The sequence below is a fragment of the Streptococcus sp. 116-D4 genome (genome assembly GCF_009731465.1).
Lineage (GTDB): Bacteria > Bacillota > Bacilli > Lactobacillales > Streptococcaceae > Streptococcus > Streptococcus pseudopneumoniae_E.
The window spans coordinates 1790917-1812222 of record NZ_AP021887.1; the positions used below are offsets into that span (position 1 = coordinate 1790917).

The 21306-nt window shown below is 37.5% G+C and carries 22 protein-coding genes and 3 pseudogenes; 1 reads left to right on the forward strand and 24 read right to left on the reverse strand.

Going from position 1 to position 21306, the window contains the following annotated elements:
* Positions 1-13 precede the first annotated feature (13 nt).
* From nrdI to UKS_RS08970, 5 genes are all read right to left on the reverse strand, one after another.
* Entirely contained in the window at positions 14-478 is a 465-nt protein-coding gene (gene nrdI / locus UKS_RS08950; protein ID WP_156012809.1) for a class Ib ribonucleoside-diphosphate reductase assembly flavoprotein NrdI, read from the reverse strand.
* A gap of 75 nt (positions 479-553) precedes the next feature.
* Entirely contained in the window at positions 554-1087 is a 534-nt protein-coding gene (locus UKS_RS08955; RefSeq protein WP_156012811.1) for an ABC transporter permease, read from the reverse strand.
* 60 nt (positions 1088-1147) lie between these two features.
* Positions 1148-2434, reverse strand: coding sequence for a response regulator transcription factor (locus UKS_RS08960; RefSeq protein WP_156012813.1), 1287 nt, complete (start codon positions 2432-2434; stop codon positions 1148-1150).
* An 11-nt stretch (positions 2435-2445) separates the two neighbouring features.
* Positions 2446-4116: a sensor histidine kinase gene (locus UKS_RS08965; protein WP_332066848.1), complete on the reverse strand. Its 1671-nt coding sequence runs from the start codon at positions 4114-4116 to the stop codon at positions 2446-2448.
* Positions 4094-4708, reverse strand: a complete 615-nt coding sequence (locus tag UKS_RS08970; RefSeq protein ID WP_156012817.1) for a YesL family protein — start codon at positions 4706-4708, stop codon at positions 4094-4096. The genes UKS_RS08965 and UKS_RS08970 overlap by 23 nt, the downstream gene beginning before the upstream one ends.
* A gap of 134 nt (positions 4709-4842) precedes the next feature.
* Here UKS_RS08970 and UKS_RS08975 point away from each other — a divergent pair, with 134 nt between their 5' ends.
* Positions 4843-5412, forward strand: coding sequence for an MptD family putative ECF transporter S component (locus UKS_RS08975; RefSeq protein ID WP_156012818.1), 570 nt, complete (start codon positions 4843-4845; stop codon positions 5410-5412).
* Positions 5413-5441: 29 nt separating this feature from the next.
* Here the strand turns inward: UKS_RS08975 and UKS_RS08980 are convergent.
* The 19 genes and pseudogenes from UKS_RS08980 to UKS_RS09065 form a co-directional block, all read right to left on the reverse strand.
* Positions 5442-5689, reverse strand: a pseudogene (locus UKS_RS08980) (ABC transporter permease); the annotation flags it as partial.
* Positions 5680-6109 (reverse strand): annotated as a pseudogene (locus UKS_RS08985) (transposase family protein); the annotation flags it as partial. The pseudogenes UKS_RS08985 and UKS_RS08980, both read right to left, overlap by 10 nt.
* 93 nt (positions 6110-6202) lie before the next feature.
* The gene (locus UKS_RS08990) at positions 6203-6799 is read right to left on the reverse strand and encodes a response regulator transcription factor (protein WP_156012820.1); all 597 of its coding nucleotides are present in this window, start codon (positions 6797-6799) and stop codon (positions 6203-6205) included.
* Positions 6780-8354 (reverse strand): sensor histidine kinase, encoded by a 1575-nt coding sequence (locus tag UKS_RS08995; protein WP_156012822.1) that lies wholly within the window; start codon positions 8352-8354, stop codon positions 6780-6782. Before UKS_RS08995 ends, UKS_RS08990 begins: the two co-directional genes overlap by 20 nt.
* An 89-nt stretch (positions 8355-8443) precedes the next feature.
* The gene (locus UKS_RS09000) at positions 8444-10462 is read right to left on the reverse strand and encodes an FtsX-like permease family protein (RefSeq protein WP_156012824.1); all 2019 of its coding nucleotides are present in this window, start codon (positions 10460-10462) and stop codon (positions 8444-8446) included.
* 11 nt (positions 10463-10473) lie between these two features.
* Positions 10474-11208: an ABC transporter ATP-binding protein gene (locus UKS_RS09005; protein WP_156012826.1), complete on the reverse strand. Its 735-nt coding sequence runs from the start codon at positions 11206-11208 to the stop codon at positions 10474-10476.
* A gap of 241 nt (positions 11209-11449) precedes the next feature.
* On the reverse strand, positions 11450-11575 hold the full coding sequence (locus tag UKS_RS09940; protein WP_269472448.1) for a hypothetical protein: 126 nt from the start codon (positions 11573-11575) through the stop codon (positions 11450-11452).
* 93 nt (positions 11576-11668) lie between these two features.
* Entirely contained in the window at positions 11669-11851 is a 183-nt protein-coding gene (gene slmA, locus UKS_RS09010) for a salivaricin M family lantibiotic (RefSeq protein WP_117304476.1), read from the reverse strand.
* Positions 11852-11984: 133 nt separating this feature from the next.
* Positions 11985-12116 carry a hypothetical protein gene (locus tag UKS_RS09945; protein ID WP_269472449.1) on the reverse strand — a complete coding sequence of 44 codons (132 nt, stop codon included), beginning with the start codon at positions 12114-12116 and terminating at the stop codon, positions 11985-11987.
* Positions 12117-12333: 217 nt separating this feature from the next.
* Positions 12334-12446: pseudogene (locus UKS_RS10030) on the reverse strand (ABC transporter permease); the annotation flags it as partial.
* A 76-nt stretch (positions 12447-12522) separates the two neighbouring features.
* Entirely contained in the window at positions 12523-13767 is a 1245-nt protein-coding gene (locus UKS_RS09025; RefSeq protein ID WP_156012828.1) for a transporter, read from the reverse strand.
* A 288-nt stretch (positions 13768-14055) separates the two neighbouring features.
* Positions 14056-14706 carry an Rgg family transcriptional regulator gene (locus UKS_RS09030; protein ID WP_232049742.1) on the reverse strand — a complete coding sequence of 217 codons (651 nt, stop codon included), beginning with the start codon at positions 14704-14706 and terminating at the stop codon, positions 14056-14058.
* Positions 14707-15054: 348 nt separating this feature from the next.
* A complete protein-coding gene (locus UKS_RS09035; protein WP_156012832.1) occupies positions 15055-15747 on the reverse strand; it encodes a methionine ABC transporter permease in 693 nt (230 codons plus the stop codon).
* Between the two features lies 1 nt (position 15748).
* Complete coding sequence (locus tag UKS_RS09040; protein WP_156012834.1) at positions 15749-16810, reverse strand: methionine ABC transporter ATP-binding protein; 1062 nt, start codon at positions 16808-16810, stop codon at positions 15749-15751.
* Positions 16803-18176 (reverse strand): M20 family metallopeptidase, encoded by a 1374-nt coding sequence (locus UKS_RS09045; RefSeq protein ID WP_156012836.1) that lies wholly within the window; start codon positions 18174-18176, stop codon positions 16803-16805. The genes UKS_RS09040 and UKS_RS09045 overlap by 8 nt, the downstream gene beginning before the upstream one ends.
* Before the next feature lie 98 nt (positions 18177-18274).
* The gene (locus tag UKS_RS09050) at positions 18275-19129 is read right to left on the reverse strand and encodes a MetQ/NlpA family ABC transporter substrate-binding protein (RefSeq protein ID WP_049495461.1); all 855 of its coding nucleotides are present in this window, start codon (positions 19127-19129) and stop codon (positions 18275-18277) included.
* Between the two features lie 153 nt (positions 19130-19282).
* Positions 19283-20113, reverse strand: a complete 831-nt coding sequence (locus tag UKS_RS09055; RefSeq protein WP_049495460.1) for an amino acid ABC transporter substrate-binding protein — start codon at positions 20111-20113, stop codon at positions 19283-19285.
* Between the two features lie 103 nt (positions 20114-20216).
* A complete protein-coding gene (locus UKS_RS09060; RefSeq protein ID WP_049495458.1) occupies positions 20217-20540 on the reverse strand; it encodes an AzlD domain-containing protein in 324 nt (107 codons plus the stop codon).
* Positions 20530-21225 carry an AzlC family ABC transporter permease gene (locus tag UKS_RS09065; RefSeq protein WP_000659743.1) on the reverse strand — a complete coding sequence of 232 codons (696 nt, stop codon included), beginning with the start codon at positions 21223-21225 and terminating at the stop codon, positions 20530-20532. The genes UKS_RS09060 and UKS_RS09065 overlap by 11 nt, the downstream gene beginning before the upstream one ends.
* Between the last annotated feature and the right edge of the window lie 81 nt (positions 21226-21306).

Genomic DNA, 21306 nt, shown 5'->3' on the forward strand with positions numbered 1-21306 from the left:
GTCAAGCCTAAGCTCAACTTTCCAACTCATACAAATCTGCGATAATAGCTGCGACACGTTTGATATCTCCCAGCATACCTCGCATTTCAAAGTCAGCCAAGACAGGGAAACCAAAACGTTGACTGTATTGCTTGGCTGTCAGGCAGTATTGGTTATTAAAGTTACGATTTCCTGAACCAACCACACCAAAACACTTACTAGCATTGTCACCATAGGCGATAAAATCTCCCACTGGTGTCGTCAAAATCTCGACATCGCCGTTATCCACACCATTCCCACCTTCTAGGTAGGTCGGCAAAAAAGCAACATAAGGATGGTCCATTTCATAGAAATCGTGACCGTCCTTAACCAAATCCTTGATATGAATCTTTTGAACCTCAATTCCCTCGTACTGGGACAAGAGATAGTCTTTCAAGCGTGTTACAAAACTCTCAGTGTTGCCGCTCAGACTAATATAAACTAAAGCAATTGTCTTCATATGTACCTCCATCATTTTATAGAATCGAAAAAGAACTACCAAGATTGTAACTTGATAGTTCTTTTTTGTCAATACTTAGGCAAACTCTCCTGTTTCCTCTTCTTCAGCCAAGGCTTTTTGCTGACGCCACATCTTATAGAAGACGATTGCTAGGAAAATAACATTGATGACGATATAGAAAATGCTAACAGCTTTTGAACCAATACTTATTCCCAAACGCATAGTCTCATCTTGAACCAACTGCACAGCGTCTTGTAAAGTCACATAGCTATAAATCGAACCAATAATCGCTAGCAAAACATAGCCAACATAAGTATAATTTGCATATTGCAAATTTTTACGAATAAGGAAGACAATCGCTACTACAACTAAAATAGCAGATAGCACAATCAAGGCAACATTAAAAATAGAATGAGATGCTTCTGCTACTCTATAGCTATAATTAATGCTATCTTCTACCTGCTGAGCACTGACCCCTTCAACTTGTTTTTGAGCAGCACGAAGGGCTTCTTTGCTAGGCAAGGGACTCAATATTCCAAACAGAGACGTAGCTGAAATAAGGGCAGACAAGATTAGCAAGACCCATAGATAAATCGGTTTCTTTTTCATAATAGAACCTCCTGATATTATTATTGATATTATAGCACTTTTTGTAAAGGAATACAAATATTATAGTGTGGTTTCTACCTGTTTTCGGTAGGCTTTTGGCGATTTTCCGCACAATTTCCGGAACACTTTATAGAAATATCCAACATTACTGTAACCAACAGCATAACAAATATCTTCGATACTGTCACTAGTTGAAAGCAAAAGTTGTTGGGCAGCCTTAATGCGTTGTTTGTTTAAAAGCTCTGCGAAGGTCGAATTGGTTTCTCGCTTAATCAACTGTCCCAGATAGACAGGATTGATAAAAAGATCCTTACTGATATCCTTAAGGGAAAGTTCTTTCTGATAATCACGCCCAATGACTTCTAGCACACTAACCACATTTTCATTCATACGATATTGCCCAAAGAATCGAGTCAGAGTTTCCTTGATATAAGAAACCAATTCATCGAAGGATTGAATAGCATGAATCGTTTTGACAATGTCCGTCATATCATCAGCTTTGAGGTGTTCAAACAAGTGGAAGACATCCATGACAAACTGGATAAAAAGCTGTTTGGTAATCGGCACACGCGGCGTATTTTCAAGAACCACCTTCTCCAAGAGATTTAACTCTTCTACGATTTGATTGAGATTTCCCTGAATGATAACCCTATAAATCGGTTCATAATAGGCAAAGAGACTCTCAGACTGTTTTAGATTTACAGAACCGTAAAAGAGGGCTTTCTCAGCATTCAGCTTCCAGCGTTCGAAGCATTCTTGATAAGGAGCTTCAAAGGGAGTAACGACTAGCCCATCTAGGGGTTGATCAGAAATAAAAATCTGCCAGTCTTGCCCCAAGACATAGTAGGGAATGGTGAAGGAGCCTTGTTTTTCCTTGGATAGGCCTATCCACCAATTCTCCTTATCCCTTAAATAACTCACAAATCCAGCCTCGTCTAAATCTTGACTGAGGGTCTGACTTTTCCTTCCTCTCTCGCCGAGCTGACCTGCAATCTTCTCCAGCAGATTTCCCAACTCTACCTTATCAACAGGCTTGACCAAATAATCTACAACCTTGAGATTCATGGCCTTTTTGACATAATCAAACTCCTGATAACCTGAGAGCAAGATATAGGCAGCATCTGGTAAGATTTCTTTCATCTCCCGAATCATATCAAGCCCTGTTTTGTCGGGCATATTGACATCGGAAATGACCACATCGACAGGATTTTCCTGAACATATTCTAGGGCTTCATCGGCATGACTGGCTGTTGCAACGACCTCCATATCCCACTTATCAAAGGGGATCAAACGTTTCAGACCTTCTGTCACCATGTACTCATCATCTACTAATAATACTTTATACATTTTCTCCCTTTCTACTCATCTTGAATTGTAATACGATACTGAACACCTGCTTGCTCCGCAGACTCTATCGTAATGGCATAGCGGTCCCCAAAATAGAGCACAAAACGCTCGTGTACATTGATAATCCCGATAGACTGCCTTTTTGCACTATAGCTTGCTTGGTGTTCAAACTGTCTCTGACTTAATTTTTCTCGAATACTTGCCAGTTTTTCAACCGACATTCCACGGCCATTATCGACCACTAAAATTTCCACAAACCCATCCTGTTTAAGCGCCTTGATGCTAATCACATTATCTGTCCGTCTGTGGTCAACACCATGCGCGAAATAATTTTCTACCAGCGGTTGCAAGGTAAACTTGGGAATCTTCATATTCTCTAACTCTGGATCTATCTTGAAACCATAGGCAATGGACTTGGGATAGCGAACCATGCAGAGATAGCTGTATTTACGGCAAAATTCTAATTCCTGTTTGAGAAGGGTCTCTCTTTCGTCGGAAATATTGTTACGCAAGAGACTACTGAACTCATAAATGATATCTGCTAACTCATCTTGACTCTGCATAACTGCATACATGCGCAAGAACTCCAGCGTATTGTACATGAAGTGAGGGTTGATTTGCGCCTGCAAGGCTCGCATATTGGCATCTTTTTGACTAAGCTCTAGCTGATAAATATCATGGATATTCTTTTCCAAACGATCCAGCATATCATTGGTCGTCTCTGCGATTAGGAGCAATTCCTGATCCTTTTCAAGCGTATCAATGCGAAGACCTTCCTCTCCTTGAGCAATAGCTTGAATAGAATCCACCAAATCTACTACCTGCTTTTGATAATTCGCAAATGTCTGTCTCAAAGTCAGATAGAGAATAACAATAAAGAGAAGGCTCAAGCCCACAATCAAAGCAGAGCTAGCCACTGTTCCTTGTAAAACAAAGTTTTTAGGAACTGCCACCTGAACCTGATAGCCATGAGAGGTCATACCAACAAACCAGTTCTCATGCTCCCTATCGACCCTCTCACCAATATGAAACATCTCTGTATCAAAAGGAGAGGTTACAAATACAGCCATCGGAATATGACCTCGGGTATTGTCAATGGCATGGTATAAAACTTCTGGATTCAAGGAGATGTAAATCACCCCTATAGATTGATCCGTTGCTGGGTCCAGAACTGGAATGGCAAAACTATTGGCCTCCGGTTTAAAGGCCTCAGCAGGCAAGATATAACCACTTCTTTTATCCCTTGTTGATACATAAACTTCTTTAAAATCCTGCAAGACGATTGCAACACCCGTTATAGAGTCATTTTGGACATAAAGATCATCAATATTTTCATACAAAGAAATAGCAGTTGACGAAGCTGCTTGATGTTCCAACAGCCAATAAAAATACTCAGAAGTTGACAAGCTAAAGTACTTATAAACCCCTTGTATCCGGTCTTGATTGGCTACTAAATCTTGCGCTAGCTGGGCTGACTCGCGATAATAATATTCCACCTCTTCGACTGTTCGAGTGGTTACACGCTGGGCTACTCTTTGAGCTTCCTTTTCCCGTAAATTCCAGTCAGCGTAAGAGAGTAAGATTGCAAAACTCGCAATAATAATCATCATAACTGAACTGTAGGTTCTTAGAAGCGTATGTAGCCAAAACTGCTTCATTCTATTTTTTCGCCAATTTTTCATGGATGCTTTCATAGACCGGTTCCAACATATCACTGATAAAGAAATGCCACATCCCAATTCCTACAAAGAAGAGAAGAGCAGGCATATAATAACCAATTGCTACAAGTAGCACTGTCCCAAGAAGAACCTTAGCCACAGCCGATAAGTTCATAAAGATGCCAATCAAGGATAGTTTGAGACTATTTCGATAGGACAAATCAAAATAAACTTGTAATTTCAAAGATACTGTATAAGCCAAAAACAGCAGGGCAACTACTAGAACATTCAAAAAGGTCGCAATCAAATGAATAATGGTCTGATGAGGCAACTGCACCAAGAGATATAGGCCATAGATCAAAACTAGATCCACCCCTAAAAAGCTATAGAAAATCAGGTTGCTTGAGACAAAATTTTGCTTATAAAGAGACCAGGCCTCCTTCAAGCTGTATTCCCGAAAGCTATAACCATGTTCTGCATATAAGCTCATCAAGGTGGCACTAGCCGGCGCTAGACCAAGGATAATCCCTCCTGCTAATGTTAATAGCCAAAAGAAGGCTGTCGCAATCATTCCTAAAAAGAAACGATTAAAGACAAAGTCTAAAAATCTCCCCATGATATCCCCCTAAAAATAACTATGAAACTATTATATCATATTTCAAGCGTTTTCAAAAACATAGACTATTCATTTACAATCCCACCAAACCGTGGTACAATGAGAATTGTGAAAAAATTATCAGGAGACAATTCATGAAAAAATCTATCTTAACGACACTGCTTTTTGCAGTTCTTTACTTCTTCTGCATGGGGATTGGTGTCCTTTTGGGCAATCTCTTTGACCAAGCTGGAAACATGTTTTATGCGCCTGCCTTTACTGCCCTTGTCGGCGGTAGCGTCTATATGATTCTGATCGCAAAAGTTCCGCGATTTGGAGCCATTACCACTATCGGCCTTGTCATGGCCCTCTTTTTCTTGGGAACTAAACACGGTGCTGGTGCCTTCCTTCCTGGAATCATCTGTGGCCTCCTAGCAGATGCAGTAGCTAATCTCGGAAAATACAAGGACCAAACAAAGAACCTCCTTTCTTTCCTTATTTTTGCCTTTAGCACATCAGGACCAATCTTGCTTATGTGGATTACTCCCAAAGCCTATATGGCAGCCCTTCTAGCAAGAGGAAAATCGCAAGAATATATCGACCGTATCATGGTCGCACCAAACCCTGGAACCGTCCTTCTATTTATCGCAAGTATTGTCATCGGAGCCCTAGTTGGTGCCTTGATTGGACAAGCCTTGAGTAAAAAATTGGCGCAAAAAATCTGATTACTAAAAAAGAGCCAGACGGCTCTTTTTTATTTATGGCTCAAGACTTGGTCAAGAAGTCTCCCAAGAATTGGATTGTAAAGATAATCAAAATGATAATGATGGTTGCCAAGATGGTCACATCGTGATTATAGCGGTTAAATCCATAAGCGATGGCTACGTTACCGATACCACCTGCCCCAACCGCTCCCGCCATAGCTGTTTCCCCGACTAGTGAAATCAAGGTTACAGTCGTCACACGGATTAAATCTGGAAGACCTTCTAGTAAGCCTGAGCCTTCATGGCATGATATTTCTTTTTACCAGAATAAGTCTCTAATTGTTTTTTTAGGACGATTGATTTTGACCTCTGTTGCATCCACAATCACCGTATCCTCAGCACTAAGATGAGTTTTTGAAATCGTAAAAGCATTTTGAATAAGAGTTGCTTCAACCCATTGACTCCGACGGATTAAGTTGCTTTCGTGAATGCCAAAATCAGCCGCAATTTGTTCATAAGTGCGGTATTCTCGCATGTATTGAAGAGTGGCCATGAGGAGGTCTTCTAGGCTTAATTTGGGTTTTCGTCCACCTTTTGCGTGTTTACGTTGATAAGCTGTTTCTAACACAGCTAACACCTCTTCAAAAGTAGTGCGCTGAACACCAACAAGGCGCTTAAAGCGTGCATCAGTTAATTGTTTACTTGCTTCATAATTCATAGTTCTATTGTATCATATTTTTATTTCGCAGGAAGTCTAATTAAAGATTGAACGAATCTTAAATTTTATGCCAATTTGGCATAACAGATAATCTTACTCTGGAGAGAAATATCCTAAAAGTTCTGCTTTATGGATTGCCTCCTGCCTATTATTAACACCTAGCTCTGAAAATACATTTGCCAAATGATTCGAAACAGTCCGCTTACTTAAAAATAAGGTTTCACAAACCTCATCAATTGTTAAACCATTTCTGATTGATTCTAACACTTCTATCTCTCGTTCAGACAAGATATCCACGATTTCTTCTACCGAAAAATACTTTTTTCCACTATATATACCTTTTAATTGAGTAAGAAGCTTATCTGGATCGATACTTTTATCAATAAAAGCATAAACTCCCATCTTCTGAGCTCGATACTCATAAATTTTTTTGCTATACCCTGTTAAAATAACGATTTTAATACCTCGTTCTTTTTTTATCATTTCTTCTGCCAAGGCTAATCCATCTGTTTCATAAATACTAGTCAAATTAATATCTACCAAAATGATATCGTATTGACTATAATCAATATCATCTACTGATTGAAAATTTTCAACTAAATCAACATATTCAATTGTTTCTGATAACTCTAAAATCATTTTTATGCTCTGACTAAACAACTTGTGATCATCAATTAATAAAATTTTCATAGCATAGCTCCTTATCTATTGGTAATTGAATTTCTACTTGAAACATAGCATCCATTGTCTGAATTTCTATTGTTCCACCTAAAACACTAACCCGATTTTCTAAATTCTTTAACCCATAACCAAGATGGTTACTAGAAATATCATAATTATTTTTACAAGATAAATAAATAATATCGTCAGATACAGAGAGAGAGAACCAAATAGTATGTCCTGATGAATATTTAACAGCATTAGTCACTAATTCTTCAATAAAGCGATAAAGAATCTTATCATACGGTTCCATTAGAAAAAAATCAGACTGAAAATCTGTTTTAACTTCTTTCATGGTCTCATATCTCCTCAATATTCTATCAATTAATGATGTATATTTTTTAGTTAACTCCTCATTGCCACTACTCATTGGTTGATAATAATCCATTCTCTCTCGGATACGTTGAACTAGTTCATCTGAGACATATCCAATCTGAGTTCTAAACTTCTCATCTTCTCCATATTTATTAAAATTTTTAATAGCCATCACACTTTGTAATACTTCGTTATGAAGAAATTCTGCGAATTGTTGCTCCATATCTTCATTAGCTAACAAATTCTTCACCATCTTATTTCTTTTCAAAAATAAAACTTCTAAATAATCTTTTGCACCCGTTAGCCGCTTACCTCTAAATAATCTAATAAATTCTTCCGTTAGAAATCCAACGATCAGCACAAGTAAATTAAAACAAATAAAACTTTGTTTTAAATCTAGTCTTGCAATAATAAATGTAGCAATTAAAAGGATACTTACCCCCAGTAGTACTTTTAAACTTGCCTCAATATATAATAGTTTCAACTCATCTATCTTTTTTTGAAAACTCATATAAATTGTTTTCAAGTGGAACGAAACAAGTACCAAAAAAATTTCTACATACCATAAAAAATTTAAAATACCAATATCAGCCGTATTAATATATAAAATGACATAAGTAACGGGTAGAAAAAATGAAAGGAAGATTAAATTTTCCCTCTGGTAATTTAAAAAAGATTTCAACTCTTTTTTATACATCATTAACAGAACAATAGGTAAGCAAGAAATGAAAAATGATGTAAATATAGATAAGAATAAAAAGAGAGGCTCACTAAAAAAATAAGATATCTCTGTAATAATCGTAACGATAAAAGTTACAAAAAATAGTTCCTCACCTATTTTTTTACCTAACAGAATAATAGATACTGAACTATAAACTAATAGAAAAGAATTAATGGGATGAAGTAGATCTAAAAAATGGAATAATGTGTGTTCAACATTCAAACTCAGAGCCAATTGCCAACTAATTAAAAATAGAGATAGTAATAGCCACAACTTTAATTCACTATATTTAAACTTTAAGAAATTACAAATATAAGTAGAAATAATCAACAAAATAATAAAAACAACTGCAAATTTTTGAGTAAAAGTTGATGAAAAGTCAAATGGAATTTTAAGGTATATATAAACCATTAATATAAAATGATTTATTAAAGTGCTCCACCATAACAATAATGAGTTATCAGAAATATTCTTTAACCACGTCTTCATATTTAAAATTTCCTACTATGATTTTTTGTTATCATTATATCACAAAACCAGAATAAGGATAGTTAATATCCCATTCTGGTTTTCACTCATTAGATCTGATTACTGGCCCTCACACAAATTTTATAGGTAAAATAGATATAAATTGTAAATAAACCAATCATAAACAATAAATATTTTACATCAATTACAACTGTTGTATTTGCAAAATTTTCAAAGTAGCCTAATAAGCTATTACTAAGTGAACAACTCAATGGAATAGCTATTAGCAACGGTATTAGAAAATAGGCGAGAATCTGTTGAAAAATAATTTTTTTATTTTGCATTCTTTGATTTCCTAATAAATAAAGTATATTGTAATCATTAACACTTTCTAATGCATTTGTGGAAGCCTGCAACGACAAAATACTCAATGTGATAACTGTAAAAATAACTCCAACAAAAATTAGAACTAATACAATGACCCCCATAACTCCTAGATATAGTTCTGCTGATCGAACTTTTGTTTGATATACAAAATCAGCTTGATTTCCTTCTTGATCCGTAAAATAATAGTTTTCAATCCAGTTCTCTAAAAATGATTCAACATTTCGTTTATCAATCCCTTTTTTATATAAGGCTACATAATGTAAACTGTTAATAGTCAATTTTTTCGCTACTTTATCAGGAACTATCAATGTCCCTCGATCATTATTTTCTACTGTAGTAACAAAATAAACATTTTCCAAAGGACTTTTAGAACTAGACCTTAACTTTACATCGGAAACAGTCAATTCGTTAGTTTTAGAGAGAAATTCCCTAATCTGCTTCCTAGTGCCTTTATAGTTTGCATTTATTAAAAATTCATTGTCTGACAAACTGACTTCTTTTTTCCCTTGAAGTCTTAATAAAAAATTATAATCAGTAAGCGAAACAATATTAACGAACGAACCTCCTAATTCTTTATCTAAATCCCATAAATTGCTTGTATCAATAATATCTTTATAAGTCAATTCACTTATATAAGTTGGATACTCAAACTCTTTATCAATAATCGAAAAGTCAAAACCATCTTCTTTTAACTTATTCTTTACATCTATATTGTTATGATGGTATTTTTCTCCCTTAAACATCTGCACATCAATATCATAAGGAATAAATTTATTTAAATCATTACTCAATGAACTGTAGGCACTACCACTAAAAATCAATAAGCTAGTTGCTAATGCCAAGGAAAGCGATAATACCGATATGGTCACCGAATTACGATCTGCTTGCTTAGATAGTTGTCTGAGTTTAAATGAATTATATTTCTTGAAATACCAATTTGGCAATGAATAAGTTAAGCGGATCAAAGAATGGCTTAATGTACTGTAAAAAATAAATATAACTAGTACAAACAGTGTTATAAGTAACATTCCCCAATTTCTAAGAATTGAAATATGTGTATAGTCTGATAGATAGACACATCCAAAGCAAATAACTAGTGCCGACAAGATAAATAGTACCACTTGCCATTTTGTTTCTCCTTTCGAAAAAATAGAACTTTTAACACCATTTTCTTGAATAAGAGCAATAATAGCTTGCTTTCTAAAAGTAAATATGTCCATCACACCAATGATTACACTTGTTGCTAAATATGATATTCCTAATAAATTAACTGATTTCATGTCTAGAAAAAACATATTACCAAAATAATTCCCCATAAAAAAATTAGATGCAATATGTGCTAGGACAATCAATACTCCTAACCCTAAGATAAATCCTGCAAGCAAAGCAAACAGATTAACAACCATTGTCTCACAGAAAAGCGTTCCTACAATATGACGTTTTTTCATCCCCAATGTTGCGTATAGACCTAGCTCTTGTTTTCTTCGACCTAATACGAAACCAGTGGAGTAAACAACTAAAAAAGCAATTGTACTCAATACAACATAAGATAATAGTCCCATATATTGTGTCATAATGGTTGTCATCATCTCCTTAGCACCTGATAGACTTTGCATGACAGGATGACTTGGCAAAGCATTAAATGCATAGAGTAGACTATAAATTAACGTTAAACTAAGAAAGTAAACTGTGTATGTCTGTAAATTTCTTTGAACATTTCTGAGAATTAATTTTGGATACATCCTACTTCTCCTTATCGTGTATGTTTATAAATTTCTTGTAAATATTCTTCATTTGATAAAGAATGGCGGTACATATCTGCTGTAACTTGTCCATCCTTTAATAGAATAATCCGTGATGAATACTTAGCTGCTGCCGGATCATGTGTCACCATTAAAATGGTAATGCCAAAAACTTGATTAATCTCTTGCAGAAGAGCCATTAAATTTTCTGAGTTAGCCGAATCTAAAGCACCTGTTGGTTCATCTGCAATAAGCAGTTTAGATTCATCAATTAGAGCACGTGCGGTGGCAACACGCTGTCTTTGTCCTCCTGATAATTGATTGGGAAATTTATTTCGTAATTGACCGATTGATAATTTTTCTAGGATATTTTCTATTATTAAATGACAATCAGAAACTTTTTTCCCTTGAATTTGTAATGGTAAGACAATATTCTCATAAACTGTTAAAGTTTCAACTAAATTATAAGATTGAAAGATATAGGAAATATTTTGTGAGCGATAGTTTGCCAATTGATTATCTGTTGCATTGATGATATCAAATCCCTCAAAGGAAATATCACCTGACGTCGGCTTATCAATTGTTGAAATACAGTTTAACAAAGTTGTTTTTCCACTGCCGCTTGCTCCCATAATAGCAAGAAATTCTCCTGTCTTTACAGAGAGATTAACATCCGATAAAGCATGAACTAGGCTATCTCCCTCCCCAAACTCTTTATTTAAATTTTTTACAACTAATTGTGACATAAATATTCCTCCATTTCTATTTTACAAGACTATTATAATCAATCTGAGCTTTAATATCATGAGTAATTCGTGCATAATCTCTCTAAAGACAAGTAAAAAAGCCATAAACTAGTATGGCTTTTTAAATATACATCATTTTCGTTCTTTTCGTTTTTTCATAACGTAGACGATACCAATAATAGATGCTCCTAGAATCAATACGGGAGCATAAAACTCAAGTGTTCCAATAATTCCTTCCATCTTACTCTCCAATCTTGTTCATTCTATCTACAGCGGACATTCTGAATCCAGCTGCAGAATTACCTGATAGTTCTTGATTGTCAATTTCATGACGCAAGCTATCAACTTCTACATAATTTTCTTTCATTTTGTTCCTCCTATAATTTATCATTTAACTCTATATCAGTCAACTATAACAAGGAAAATTTACACATCTCAAGAAACATATATACTTCCTAAATTAACAATTAACATTATTACTTGTACATTCATAAGAACATGTGAAACATCGACCACAACTATCTGCTAGACTTATTTGAACTGCCGTGAACCAACCTGAACCTGATTTGCCCGAAAGCTCTTGCTCGTTTACTTCAAAATCAAGACTATCAATTTCTTCACATTTATGAATATGTTTAGTCATAATCAACTCTCCTTTCTTTTTTTAGATAATCATCTTTACACTACTAAGTATACATCGCTAAATAGCTTTAGTAATGAGTAAATCGTGCAATAATATTGATCGATTTAAAACTAAAAATGGTAATACAGATTGATTAGCTAGATATTCTAATATAGCAATAGACTCCGTGTGAAATATCATTCAAATCAGAGTGAATGTTATCTAGGGCCGTAATCAATTTCATAGATGATAAGTCTGCTTCTCCACGCTCAAATTCGCTCAGCATGGAATAAGTAAACTCTCCTCCCGTCGCCTCCTATAGAGATAGATTCCGACTCTTTCTCAATTCTTTAAAACTTCTCCCAGATTTTGCATATTGACTCCCCACAATTCTTAACTCTCTAACTCATAAAAGTAACGGTTGATAGCAGCTAGTACAGAGAATTTTAAGTCTTTACTATACGACAACTCCTAAGAATGATGTACAAATTGCCTAGTTCTTTTTATTTATGGCTCAAGACTTGGTCAAGAAATCTCCCAAGAATTGGATTGTAAAGATAATCAAAATGATAATGATGGTTGCCAAGATGGTCACATCGTGATTGTAGCGGTTAATACTCAATGAAAATCAGGGTCACAGTCGTCACACGGATCAAATCTGACAGTTCTTCTAGTAATTCTGAGCTTCTAGGTTAAAATCTTTTACCTAAAAAACTTCTTTTTTCTAGTGATAAAATGAACCCTATCATACTCACTACCAAAAACACCCACCAACAAAGCCTGATATCTTGTAAAGCTAAGAAGGAAAATACAGACATCCCCAAGGGTAATGTTAAGGAAAAAATCATACTCAAGAGATTATTACTTCTAGCCAATATATCCGCGCTCAAATTAGACAATAACAGAGTATCTAATTTAGGCATTGATTTCGACATCAAATACATGACAAAGGCTAAGCAAGCAACACCTACTAGAGGAGAAAAATTTAACATATTAGCAGTAGCAAGTAAGACAAACAGACTTGCATTGAGCGATAGCAAACTTGAAAACGACCATTTCCCAAAATAATCATGAGGAGTTAGGCTACCGAGAATAGCTCCTCCCAAGCTAACACATTCAATTAAAAATAGGGCCTGAGCATAGCTGAGATGATAGATAGTATGGTCTAATAAGTAAAAGTGATAAATACCTCCAACAGCTCCTCCCAAAGTATTCATGACTAAAATGACAAGGATTATTTTAAACAAAGATTTACTTTCTCTCTGCCTAAAGATATCATCCATGTCCGCATAGATTTCCTTAACTTGTTGAAGTAAAGGAATAGGCTCATTCTCTACCGTTATAGACAAATGCGTCAATTCTCTTCTATTTTTGAACAAAATGAGAGAAGATAGTAAAAAGAAACCAGCATTCACAATCGCAACAAAAGAAAAATTTTGATGACTGGTTGTAAGTAACCACACTCCTAAGGCTTGACCTCCTAGATTTGATAAATAGGAAACAAACTGAGTAAAGGAATAAGCTTCATAGAGCTTATCTTCCGAAATATTATGCTGGATAATCGGCATACGAAGGCCTGCTGTATAATCCGATAAAATATCTGAACAAATATTAACCATACAGATAAAAGCAAACGTTGCGAAGTTCTGGTCATGAATCACACTAGCAATCAAAAGAAATAGTAGACTTTGCACACAACCAACCCAGATAATTGTCCTTGCTTTATTCCGAGTATGATCAGCCTTAATCCCAACATAAAAAGTAAATAGGAAAGGTAAAATCGTAATCATATTCGCCATAAATACAGCTATATTTTTAAAGGGTAGACTCGCAGCATAAACGATAAATACCAGATTATAAATATAAGCTCCACTTGAGCTCAAAAACCTTGATAAGGTAAGTATTCTAAATAAATGATGTTTTAAAAATAGGTTCATAACAGACCTCTCTCATATTTCATACTCTTCGAAAATCTCTTCAAACCACGTCAGCTTCGCCTTGCCGTACTCCAGTACTGTCTGTGGCTAGCTTCCTAGTTTGCTTTTTGATTTTCATTGAGTGTCAAATAGTATTCTATTGAAGCCAGTATAACAAAAAAAGCGGGAGGCCCCACTTTTTTGTAATATATTTTTTTGAAAATAGAAACTATATATCTTAGATACTAACAATTATCAATCCAGCTACAAGGCAATTTATTTTTCGTCAATCGATGTAACGAGAATATATTACAAATCTTTATCTGAAAGCTGATTTGCAAAATAGTTTTCATAGTATCTTGCACCATCTACATACTCTAAATCTTGTAAGATTGTAATGCCCCTCCGGATTTTTTCAAGTCCCTTATTTTTTACATTAAAAATAGTATCATAATACCCTTTAGCAATCATATAAATGATTTTAAGATAAGCTTGAGATTCTGGCAATTCTCGTTTTTCAATCTGAAAGATAAAATAATCTGCTTTTAATTTATCCTTTTCCTCTATCGCTTTAAAGAGTCCATTAATCAAAATGGTATCAATACCAACTTTGTTACTAGGTAAAGAGCCTAATAAATCCGTCTTTTGTAACATCTCCCTAGAATATTTAAAATAGAGGGGCAGAGGAAACAAAGTAGAAATCGTTGAAAATAGTTCCAATTCATAATTTCCCCAGATGTCAATAGTAAAAAAATAGTCATAGAGAAAAGTCAGTTCTTCATCCGTTGCTCTTATTTCTGAATCAAAAAATACGAGAAAGCTCTTGATACGAATCATTTGTAAGAGGTAGCTTTTTTCATCACTTGATCTGTACTTTTGAGTCGTCTCTTCATACAAGGATTGGAGAGAATCAATCCCTTCTCTGTCATATAAATCCCAAAGATTTTCTTGAAAAGCCAAAGCCTTTTTCTGAGAAAAACCACGTACCAAGTACATAAATTCATTCAAATCAGAGTGGATGTTATCTAAGGCAGTAATCAATTTCATAGAGGATAAGTCTGCTTCTCCGCGCTCAAATTTGCTCAGCATGGAATAAGTAAACTCTCCTCCCGTCGCCTCCTGTAGAGATACATTCCGACTCTTTCTCAATTCTTTAAAAACTTCTCCCAGATTTTGCATATTGACTCCCCACAATGCTTAACTCTCTAACTCATAAAAGTAACGGTTGATAGCAACCAGTACAGAAAATTTCAAGTCTTGACTATAACGACAACTCCTATGAATGATGTACAGATGGCCTAATTCTCTTTATTTATGGCTCAATTTCTTGGTCAAGAAATCTCCCAAGAACTGGATTGTAAAGATAATCAAAATGATAATGATGGTTGCCAAGATGGTCACATCGTGATTGTAGCGGTTAAATCCATAGGCGATGGCTACGTTACCGATACCACCTGCTCCAACCGCTCCCGCCATGGCTGTTTCACCGACTAGTGAAATCAAGGTTACAGTCGTTACACGGATCAAATCTGGAAGACCTTCGGATAGGTAAACTCCCACGATGTCCCAGAAGGTCGCTCCGCTCGCTTGAGCTGCCTCAATGACACCACCATCTAGCTCAGCCAATACCACTTGTACTTGACGGGCAAAGAAGGCAAAGACTGCAAAAGATAGCGGTACGATAGCCGCATTTGGACCAATGCTTGTTCCTACGATTAGATGGGAGAAGGGTGACAAGACTGCCAAGAGAATGATAAATGGTACCGCACGGAAAATAGAGGTAATCTTATCCAAAATCCAGAAAACTACTTTATTTTCCAAGACACCACCTGGAGCTGTCAAGACAAGGAAGAGACCTGCCACTAGCCCCAAGAAACCTCCGATGATAAAGGAAAGAACCGTCATATAAAGAGTCAAGTAGATAGCTGTCCCCCAGCCGGCTTGACCAGACCAACCCATTTTATAGACATTTGGTAGATAAGTTTGAATCAACTCTGTCATTTTACTGTCCTCCCTTCAATACTTTTAGTTGCACACCAGCCTGACGGATGGCCTCTTGAGCGCTTGCCAAGGCTACTTTTTCACCGGACAAGACCACAACTAATTCTCCAACAGGAGTTCCATCGAGGATTTCGATATTCCCATAGAGGATATTAGCTGTTACTTGGTAGTGCTTATACAATTCATTTAAAAGCGGCTCATCTGTAGAAGCTCCTGCATACTTGAGTTGTACCAGAATACTATTGTCAGATAAGTGCTCTACGATTTCTTGTTTCTCGATCTTGACCATGGCTTCGTCAATACCTGTCGCAGTCGAGATAAAGTCTTGAGTCAAAGGTTGCTTAGGATCTGAGAAGATTTCAAGTACGCTACCTTCTTCAATCAAGCGACCGTCTTGCATAACGGCTACACGGTTGGCAATGTCTTTGACAATCTGCATTTCATGCGTAATCAAGACAACGGTCAAACCTAATTTTTGGTTCAAATCTTGCAACAAGGCTAAGATTTGCTTGGTTGTCTTAGGGTCAAGGGCAGAAGTTGATTCATCTGAAATCAAGATTTTTGGATCATTTGCCAAGGCACGCGCAATAGCCACACGTTGTTTTTGACCTCCAGAAAGCTGTGAAGGGTAGTTTTCAGCACGGTCTGCCAAGCCAACCAAGTTCAGCAGTTTAGCTACTTTAGCCTCCTTTTCTTCCTTGCTGAGTCCAGAGTGTTTGAGAGCAAAGGCTACATTCTCCTCTGCCGTCTTCTGACTCATCAGGTTAAAATGCTGGAAAATCATTCCAATATCTTGACGTTTACGACGCAACTGCTCGGCCGTCAAAGTCACCTTGCTATCAAAAATCACATCGTCATCAATGGTAATTTTCCCTGCAGATGGTTTTTGCAAGAGGTTAATTACCCGTACAAGGGTTGATTTCCCTGCTCCAGAATATCCAACGATTCCATAGATATCCCCTTCTTGAATGTGAATGGTCACATCCTTGACCGCTGTGATGGTTCTTTTCTTTTGGTGAAAAGTCACATCGATCTGATCTAACTTAATAATATCTCTACTCATAGCTTCTAATCAGCTCCTCTACTAATTCAATATGGGTGTAATAATCGGCGATGCGCACATTTTCATCTCCACCGTGATCTCGGCTGTTGGCATTTCCTAGACCGAAGGCCACCATTGGCACCTCTAGGGCAGCAAAGACCGTATGCATAGGCCCTGTCCCAGCTGTAGTTGGCAAGACCGATACGCCCTGTGGATAGAATTTCTTGGCCAACTCGATCACATTGAGAATGGCTGGTGCACTCATATCGCTTCGATAGCTCATCTCTCCCAAGGTATAGTATAATTCTACCTTATCAAAGCCGTTTTTGTCTAGTTGTTTTCGGATTTTCTCCAAAACATCATGCGGTTCTAAGCCAGGAACCAAACGAACCTCTAGCTTGGCACTAGCCTCAGCCGGCAAAATTGTTTTGACTCCTTGCCCTTGATAACCTGACTGAATCCCTTCGATATTGAGAGCAGGTTCAAAAAAGAAACGTTTTAGAAAGGCTGCGCGGTCCTCTTGTAAGAGAGGCAATTCCAAACCATAAATTTGGCTGATTTCCCCTGGATTACGTTGGGCGTAAGTGTCCACCAAGGCCAATTCTCGTTCATTTGGTTCTTGAACTTCTTCGTACAAACCTTCAACCAAGATACGGCCATCTGCGGCACGAAGAGACTGTAAGGCTTGAAGGAGATACCATGGAGCTGACTCCACAACCCCACCATAGCTGGAGTGGATATCTACGTCAGCACTTTTGACCTTGGCATCAAAGGTCACAATCCCCTTATTTCCACCAGAAATTTCCAGCTGTTCCAAGGCATTTTTGGTCCCTTGTTCCCAGACCAACAAATCCGCTCCACGGAGTGTATCCGCATGTTTTTCCAAATACTTATCTAGGTCTGTCGAAGCCGATTCCTCCGCTCCCTCCATGATAAAGCTGATATTGACAGGCAGGTCATCATGGTGCTGCATATATTTTCTCAACGCACTCAAGCGAGCTGTGATATGACCCTTGTCGTCATCAACCCCACGCCCATACATGAAGCCATTGCGGACCGAAAGCGTAAAGGGATCTTCTGTCCAGACCTGGTCGCCATCCGCTGGCACGGTGTCATAGTGGTTATAGAAAATCAGGGTCTTGGCATCTGGACGCGAACTCTTGAAATGCGCCATGACAAAGGGCGCTGTATAAGTCTCATCAATCTCCACTTCAGCCCCCACACGCTTGAAAATCTCACCCAGATAGTTGGCAACTTCCTTAAGTCCAACCTGCTGGGCAAAGACTGATTTCTTAGAAATCAAGGTACGCAAAACCTCAAAATAATGTTGGGCAACATGATCCTTTTCAAATTTTTCAATCTGTTCTTGTTCGCTAGGAAAAACCATATTCTCTCTACCTTTCTATGAACCTATAGTCTTCTTTACAATTCATGCTCTATACAAAAGCAAGAGGTGGAAAAATCTCTCCCACCTCCCTGTGTTTATTACCAAACTGGTTGATCCAAACCGTCTGATGTTTCTTCGATAACTTTTTTCACGTCATCTGTGTGGTAAGCTGCGATCACTTTCTTGATAGCATCAGCTTTTGGTGATGTTTCCCAATCTTTTTTCGCAACGATGATGTTGTACCATTGTTTTGAATTTTCATCAGCTTGTTCTTTGAAAAGTGCTTTCTTGTAGTCCAATTTTGCTTCTGTAACGAAGGTATTGTTTACAACAGCAGCGTCAACTGATGACAATGAACGAGCTGTTTGGCTAGCGTCCAATTCAGTGATTTTCAAGTTCTTTGGATTTTCTGTGATGTTTGCGATTGTCGCAAGCGCAGTTCCTGAAACGTCCAATTTAATCAAGCCAGCTGATTGCAGCAAGTAAAGCGCACGGCTTTCGTTTGTAGCGTCGTTCGGTACAGCGATTTCTCCGTTAGCTGGGATATCTTCTACTTTAGTGTACTTGTTGTCGCTGCCATTTAATCCTGAATAAAGACGGATTGGTGAGATGTACGTATCTGCAATCGCTACAAGGTCTTTCCCGTTTTCTTTGTTCCAGTTGTTCAAGAAGTTATAGTGTTGGAAAGCGTTCAAGTCTACTTCGCCATCAGCAGTTGCCTTGTTTGGTTGTGAGTAGTCTGTGAACTCTGTAAATTCCAAAGTGATACCATCTTTTTTAACCAATTCTTGGATTTTGTCCCAACGTTTTTCTTCAGAACCGCTACGGTTAACCGTTGCGATTTTGATAGTTGTTGCATTGTCTGCTTTCTTTTCTGAGTTTCCGCAAGCTGCAAGAGCCAAACCTGCGACTGTAGCAAGGGCTGCTACACCAAGCCATTTTTTGATTTTCATGATTCTTTCTCCTTAAAAATAATACCGTACTAGTATCTCACAATTTGTTTGATTCCACAAATTGTTATTAGATAGGCAGATGTATAGTTTAAAACTATATCCCTAAAAACTGAGAAATCACCCATCTTCATCAGAATGGATGATTTCAAGAAATTATTTAATATCTGCTTCTGCTGGTAGATAAGTGTCACCGAAGAATTGTTTAGACAATTTTTCAAGCGTTCCATCTTTGTAGAGTTCTTGAATACGTTTGTCTACAAATGTTTTCAACTCATCTTGACCTTTAGCAAGAAGTGGGTAAACGTAAGGTTGTTGGTCGCTTGGAAGCTCAATGACTTTCAAGTTATCCAACCCTTGGTTTTTGATAACTGTTTCAACACCGATTTTATCAAAAATCTTGTAGTCGAATTGACCATCACTCAAACGTACCATGATTTGTTGGAAGTCCGCTTTAGTGTAGTTAAGGATAGTTGGATTATCTGCATGTTGTTTGTTATATTCTTCCAACTGTTTAGCTGATGTAGTAGCTTGAACAACTTCCGTCGATTTTCCACCGATATCATCGAGAGACTTGATGCTGTTGTCATCTTTCTTCACTACAAGGACATTAGGGTTTTGGGCAATTGGTGCGGCATAGAGGTATTTCTCCGCACGTTCTTTAGTGTAACTAAGATTGTTTACAGCCATATTGTAGCGGTCAGCATCAAGACCTGCAAAGACACCTGACCATTCTGTCTTTTCAAACTTGACATCATACTTGTCAGAGTCTTTAAAGATAGCACGAACCACTTCAATCTCGTAACCAGTCAATTCGCCATTTTCTTCATAGATAAATGGTTTTGGTGATCCGTTAGTTGCAACAATAATTTCTTTCTTGCTAGCTGCTTCTCCTTCTTTTTTCGCACCACCTGAGCAAGCTGCTAACACACCTGCAGCAACAAGTCCTAAGGCAGCAAGAGATGAGTATTTAACGATTTTTTTCATGTCATTTCCTCCAAAATAAAATACCTTCTAATTTTAACAAAAAAAGACTATTTACGCCATTATATGATATCTATCTCTGTGATAAGTTTTCTTTATAGTTGATTTAAAAGGCCAAACGCAAGACGGCAATCAAGACTACTCCAAAGAGAACTGTTCCGACTAGATTGCGGTAGCGAAAGGCTACCCAAGCTGTTGGAAAGACAGCTAAGAAGTCTAGCCATTTGATTTGAGGAAGACTCCCAACCTTGCCTGTCACTACACTTGAAAGAATCAAGGCAAAGATAATAGAAACGGGCAAGAACTTCAAAAAACGCTCAACGATCGCAGGCAAGCCCTTATACTTGACCAAGATGAAGGGAATCATACGGGGAATCCAAGTCACCAAGCCAGAGAAAATAACTGCTAATAAAAGATACTTACTGACCATCTAAAACCACCCCCATTGTACAACCTAGCAAGGTCGCAAACAGAACAGCTAGCGACTGAGACACCACTGTTAAGAGTAAAAAGAAGGACACCGCAACAACTGCTAGGATAATGAGCAGATTGCGGACAGGAATCCGTCTTTGCATAATCTGGAATTGCGAAGCAAAAATTCCAATGAACATCCCAACCAGGGCAAAATCCAAGCCAAAGATTTCTGGATTTGGCAGCAGACCACCCAGAGCCGTTCCGACAACTGTTCCCACAAACCAAGCCACATAGCTGTTGAGATTGTTTCCGTGCATCCACATAGGATTGACCTTGTCTGTATGGGCTAACTCGCCCATCAAAACGCCATAAGTCTCATCCGTCAAGAGACTAGACATACCGATATTTTGCCAGAGACTGGTATGACGGAAATAGGTTGACGCATGCAAACTCAACAAAAAGAGACGCAAATTAATCAAAAAGACCGTCATAGCAATAGCTGCCACAGGTGCTTGAACCGCAATCAGTGCCAACATGGCAAACTGGGCACTCCCAGCATAAACAAAGAGGCTCATCAAGCCCATCTCAACAGGTGTCACATAGGGCGCACCGATAATCCCACAGGCCAAGCCAATACTGACATAACCAAGGGCCGTTGGCATGGCCGCCTGCGCCCCCTCCCAAAATCCTTTTTCTTTCATCTTTCTCCTCATATTGTCTTAATAATACTCAATGAAAATCAAAGAGCAAACTAGAAAGCTGGCCACAGGTTGCTCAAAACA

Bases quoted from the DNA above. Each gene is read 5' to 3' on its own strand.
- UKS_RS09050 (WP_049495461.1), bottom strand. From the start codon at position 19,129: ATGAAAATCAAAAAATGGCTTGGTGTAGCAGCCCTTGCTACAGTCGCA.
- UKS_RS08970 (WP_156012817.1), bottom strand. From the start codon at position 4,708: ATGGGGAGATTTTTAGACTTTGTCTTTAATCGTTTCTTTTTAGGAATG.
- UKS_RS09000 (WP_156012824.1), bottom strand. From the start codon at position 10,462: ATGTATCCAAAATTAATTCTCAGAAATGTTCAAAGAAATTTACAGACA.
- UKS_RS09040 (WP_156012834.1), bottom strand. From the start codon at position 16,810: ATGAGTAGAGATATTATTAAGTTAGATCAGATCGATGTGACTTTTCAC.
- UKS_RS09065 (WP_000659743.1), bottom strand. From the start codon at position 21,225: ATGAAAGAAAAAGGATTTTGGGAGGGGGCGCAGGCGGCCATGCCAACG.
- UKS_RS08955 (WP_156012811.1), bottom strand. From the start codon at position 1,087: ATGAAAAAGAAACCGATTTATCTATGGGTCTTGCTAATCTTGTCTGCC.
- UKS_RS08975 (WP_156012818.1), top strand. From the start codon at position 4,843: ATGAAAAAATCTATCTTAACGACACTGCTTTTTGCAGTTCTTTACTTC.
- UKS_RS09060 (WP_049495458.1), bottom strand. From the start codon at position 20,540: ATGGTCAGTAAGTATCTTTTATTAGCAGTTATTTTCTCTGGCTTGGTG.
- UKS_RS09045 (WP_156012836.1), bottom strand. From the start codon at position 18,176: ATGGTTTTTCCTAGCGAACAAGAACAGATTGAAAAATTTGAAAAGGAT.
- UKS_RS09945 (WP_269472449.1), bottom strand. From the start codon at position 12,116: ATGCTGAGCGAATTTGAGCGTGGAGAAGCAGACTTATCATCTATGAAA.
- nrdI (WP_156012809.1), bottom strand. From the start codon at position 478: ATGAAGACAATTGCTTTAGTTTATATTAGTCTGAGCGGCAACACTGAG.
- UKS_RS08995 (WP_156012822.1), bottom strand. From the start codon at position 8,354: ATGAAGACGTGGTTAAAGAATATTTCTGATAACTCATTATTGTTATGG.
- UKS_RS08960 (WP_156012813.1), bottom strand. From the start codon at position 2,434: ATGTATAAAGTATTATTAGTAGATGATGAGTACATGGTGACAGAAGGT.
- slmA (WP_117304476.1), bottom strand. From the start codon at position 11,851: ATGACTAAACATATTCATAAATGTGAAGAAATTGATAGTCTTGATTTT.
- UKS_RS09055 (WP_049495460.1), bottom strand. From the start codon at position 20,113: ATGAAAAAAATCGTTAAATACTCATCTCTTGCTGCCTTAGGACTTGTT.
- UKS_RS09005 (WP_156012826.1), bottom strand. From the start codon at position 11,208: ATGTCACAATTAGTTGTAAAAAATTTAAATAAAGAGTTTGGGGAGGGA.
- UKS_RS09025 (WP_156012828.1), bottom strand. From the start codon at position 13,767: ATGAACCTATTTTTAAAACATCATTTATTTAGAATACTTACCTTATCA.
- UKS_RS09035 (WP_156012832.1), bottom strand. From the start codon at position 15,747: ATGACAGAGTTGATTCAAACTTATCTACCAAATGTCTATAAAATGGGT.
- UKS_RS09940 (WP_269472448.1), bottom strand. From the start codon at position 11,575: ATGAAAGAAAATTATGTAGAAGTTGATAGCTTGCGTCATGAAATTGAC.
- UKS_RS08990 (WP_156012820.1), bottom strand. From the start codon at position 6,799: ATGAAAATTTTATTAATTGATGATCACAAGTTGTTTAGTCAGAGCATA.
- UKS_RS08965 (WP_332066848.1), bottom strand. From the start codon at position 4,116: ATGAAAAATTGGCGAAAAAATAGAATGAAGCAGTTTTGGCTACATACG.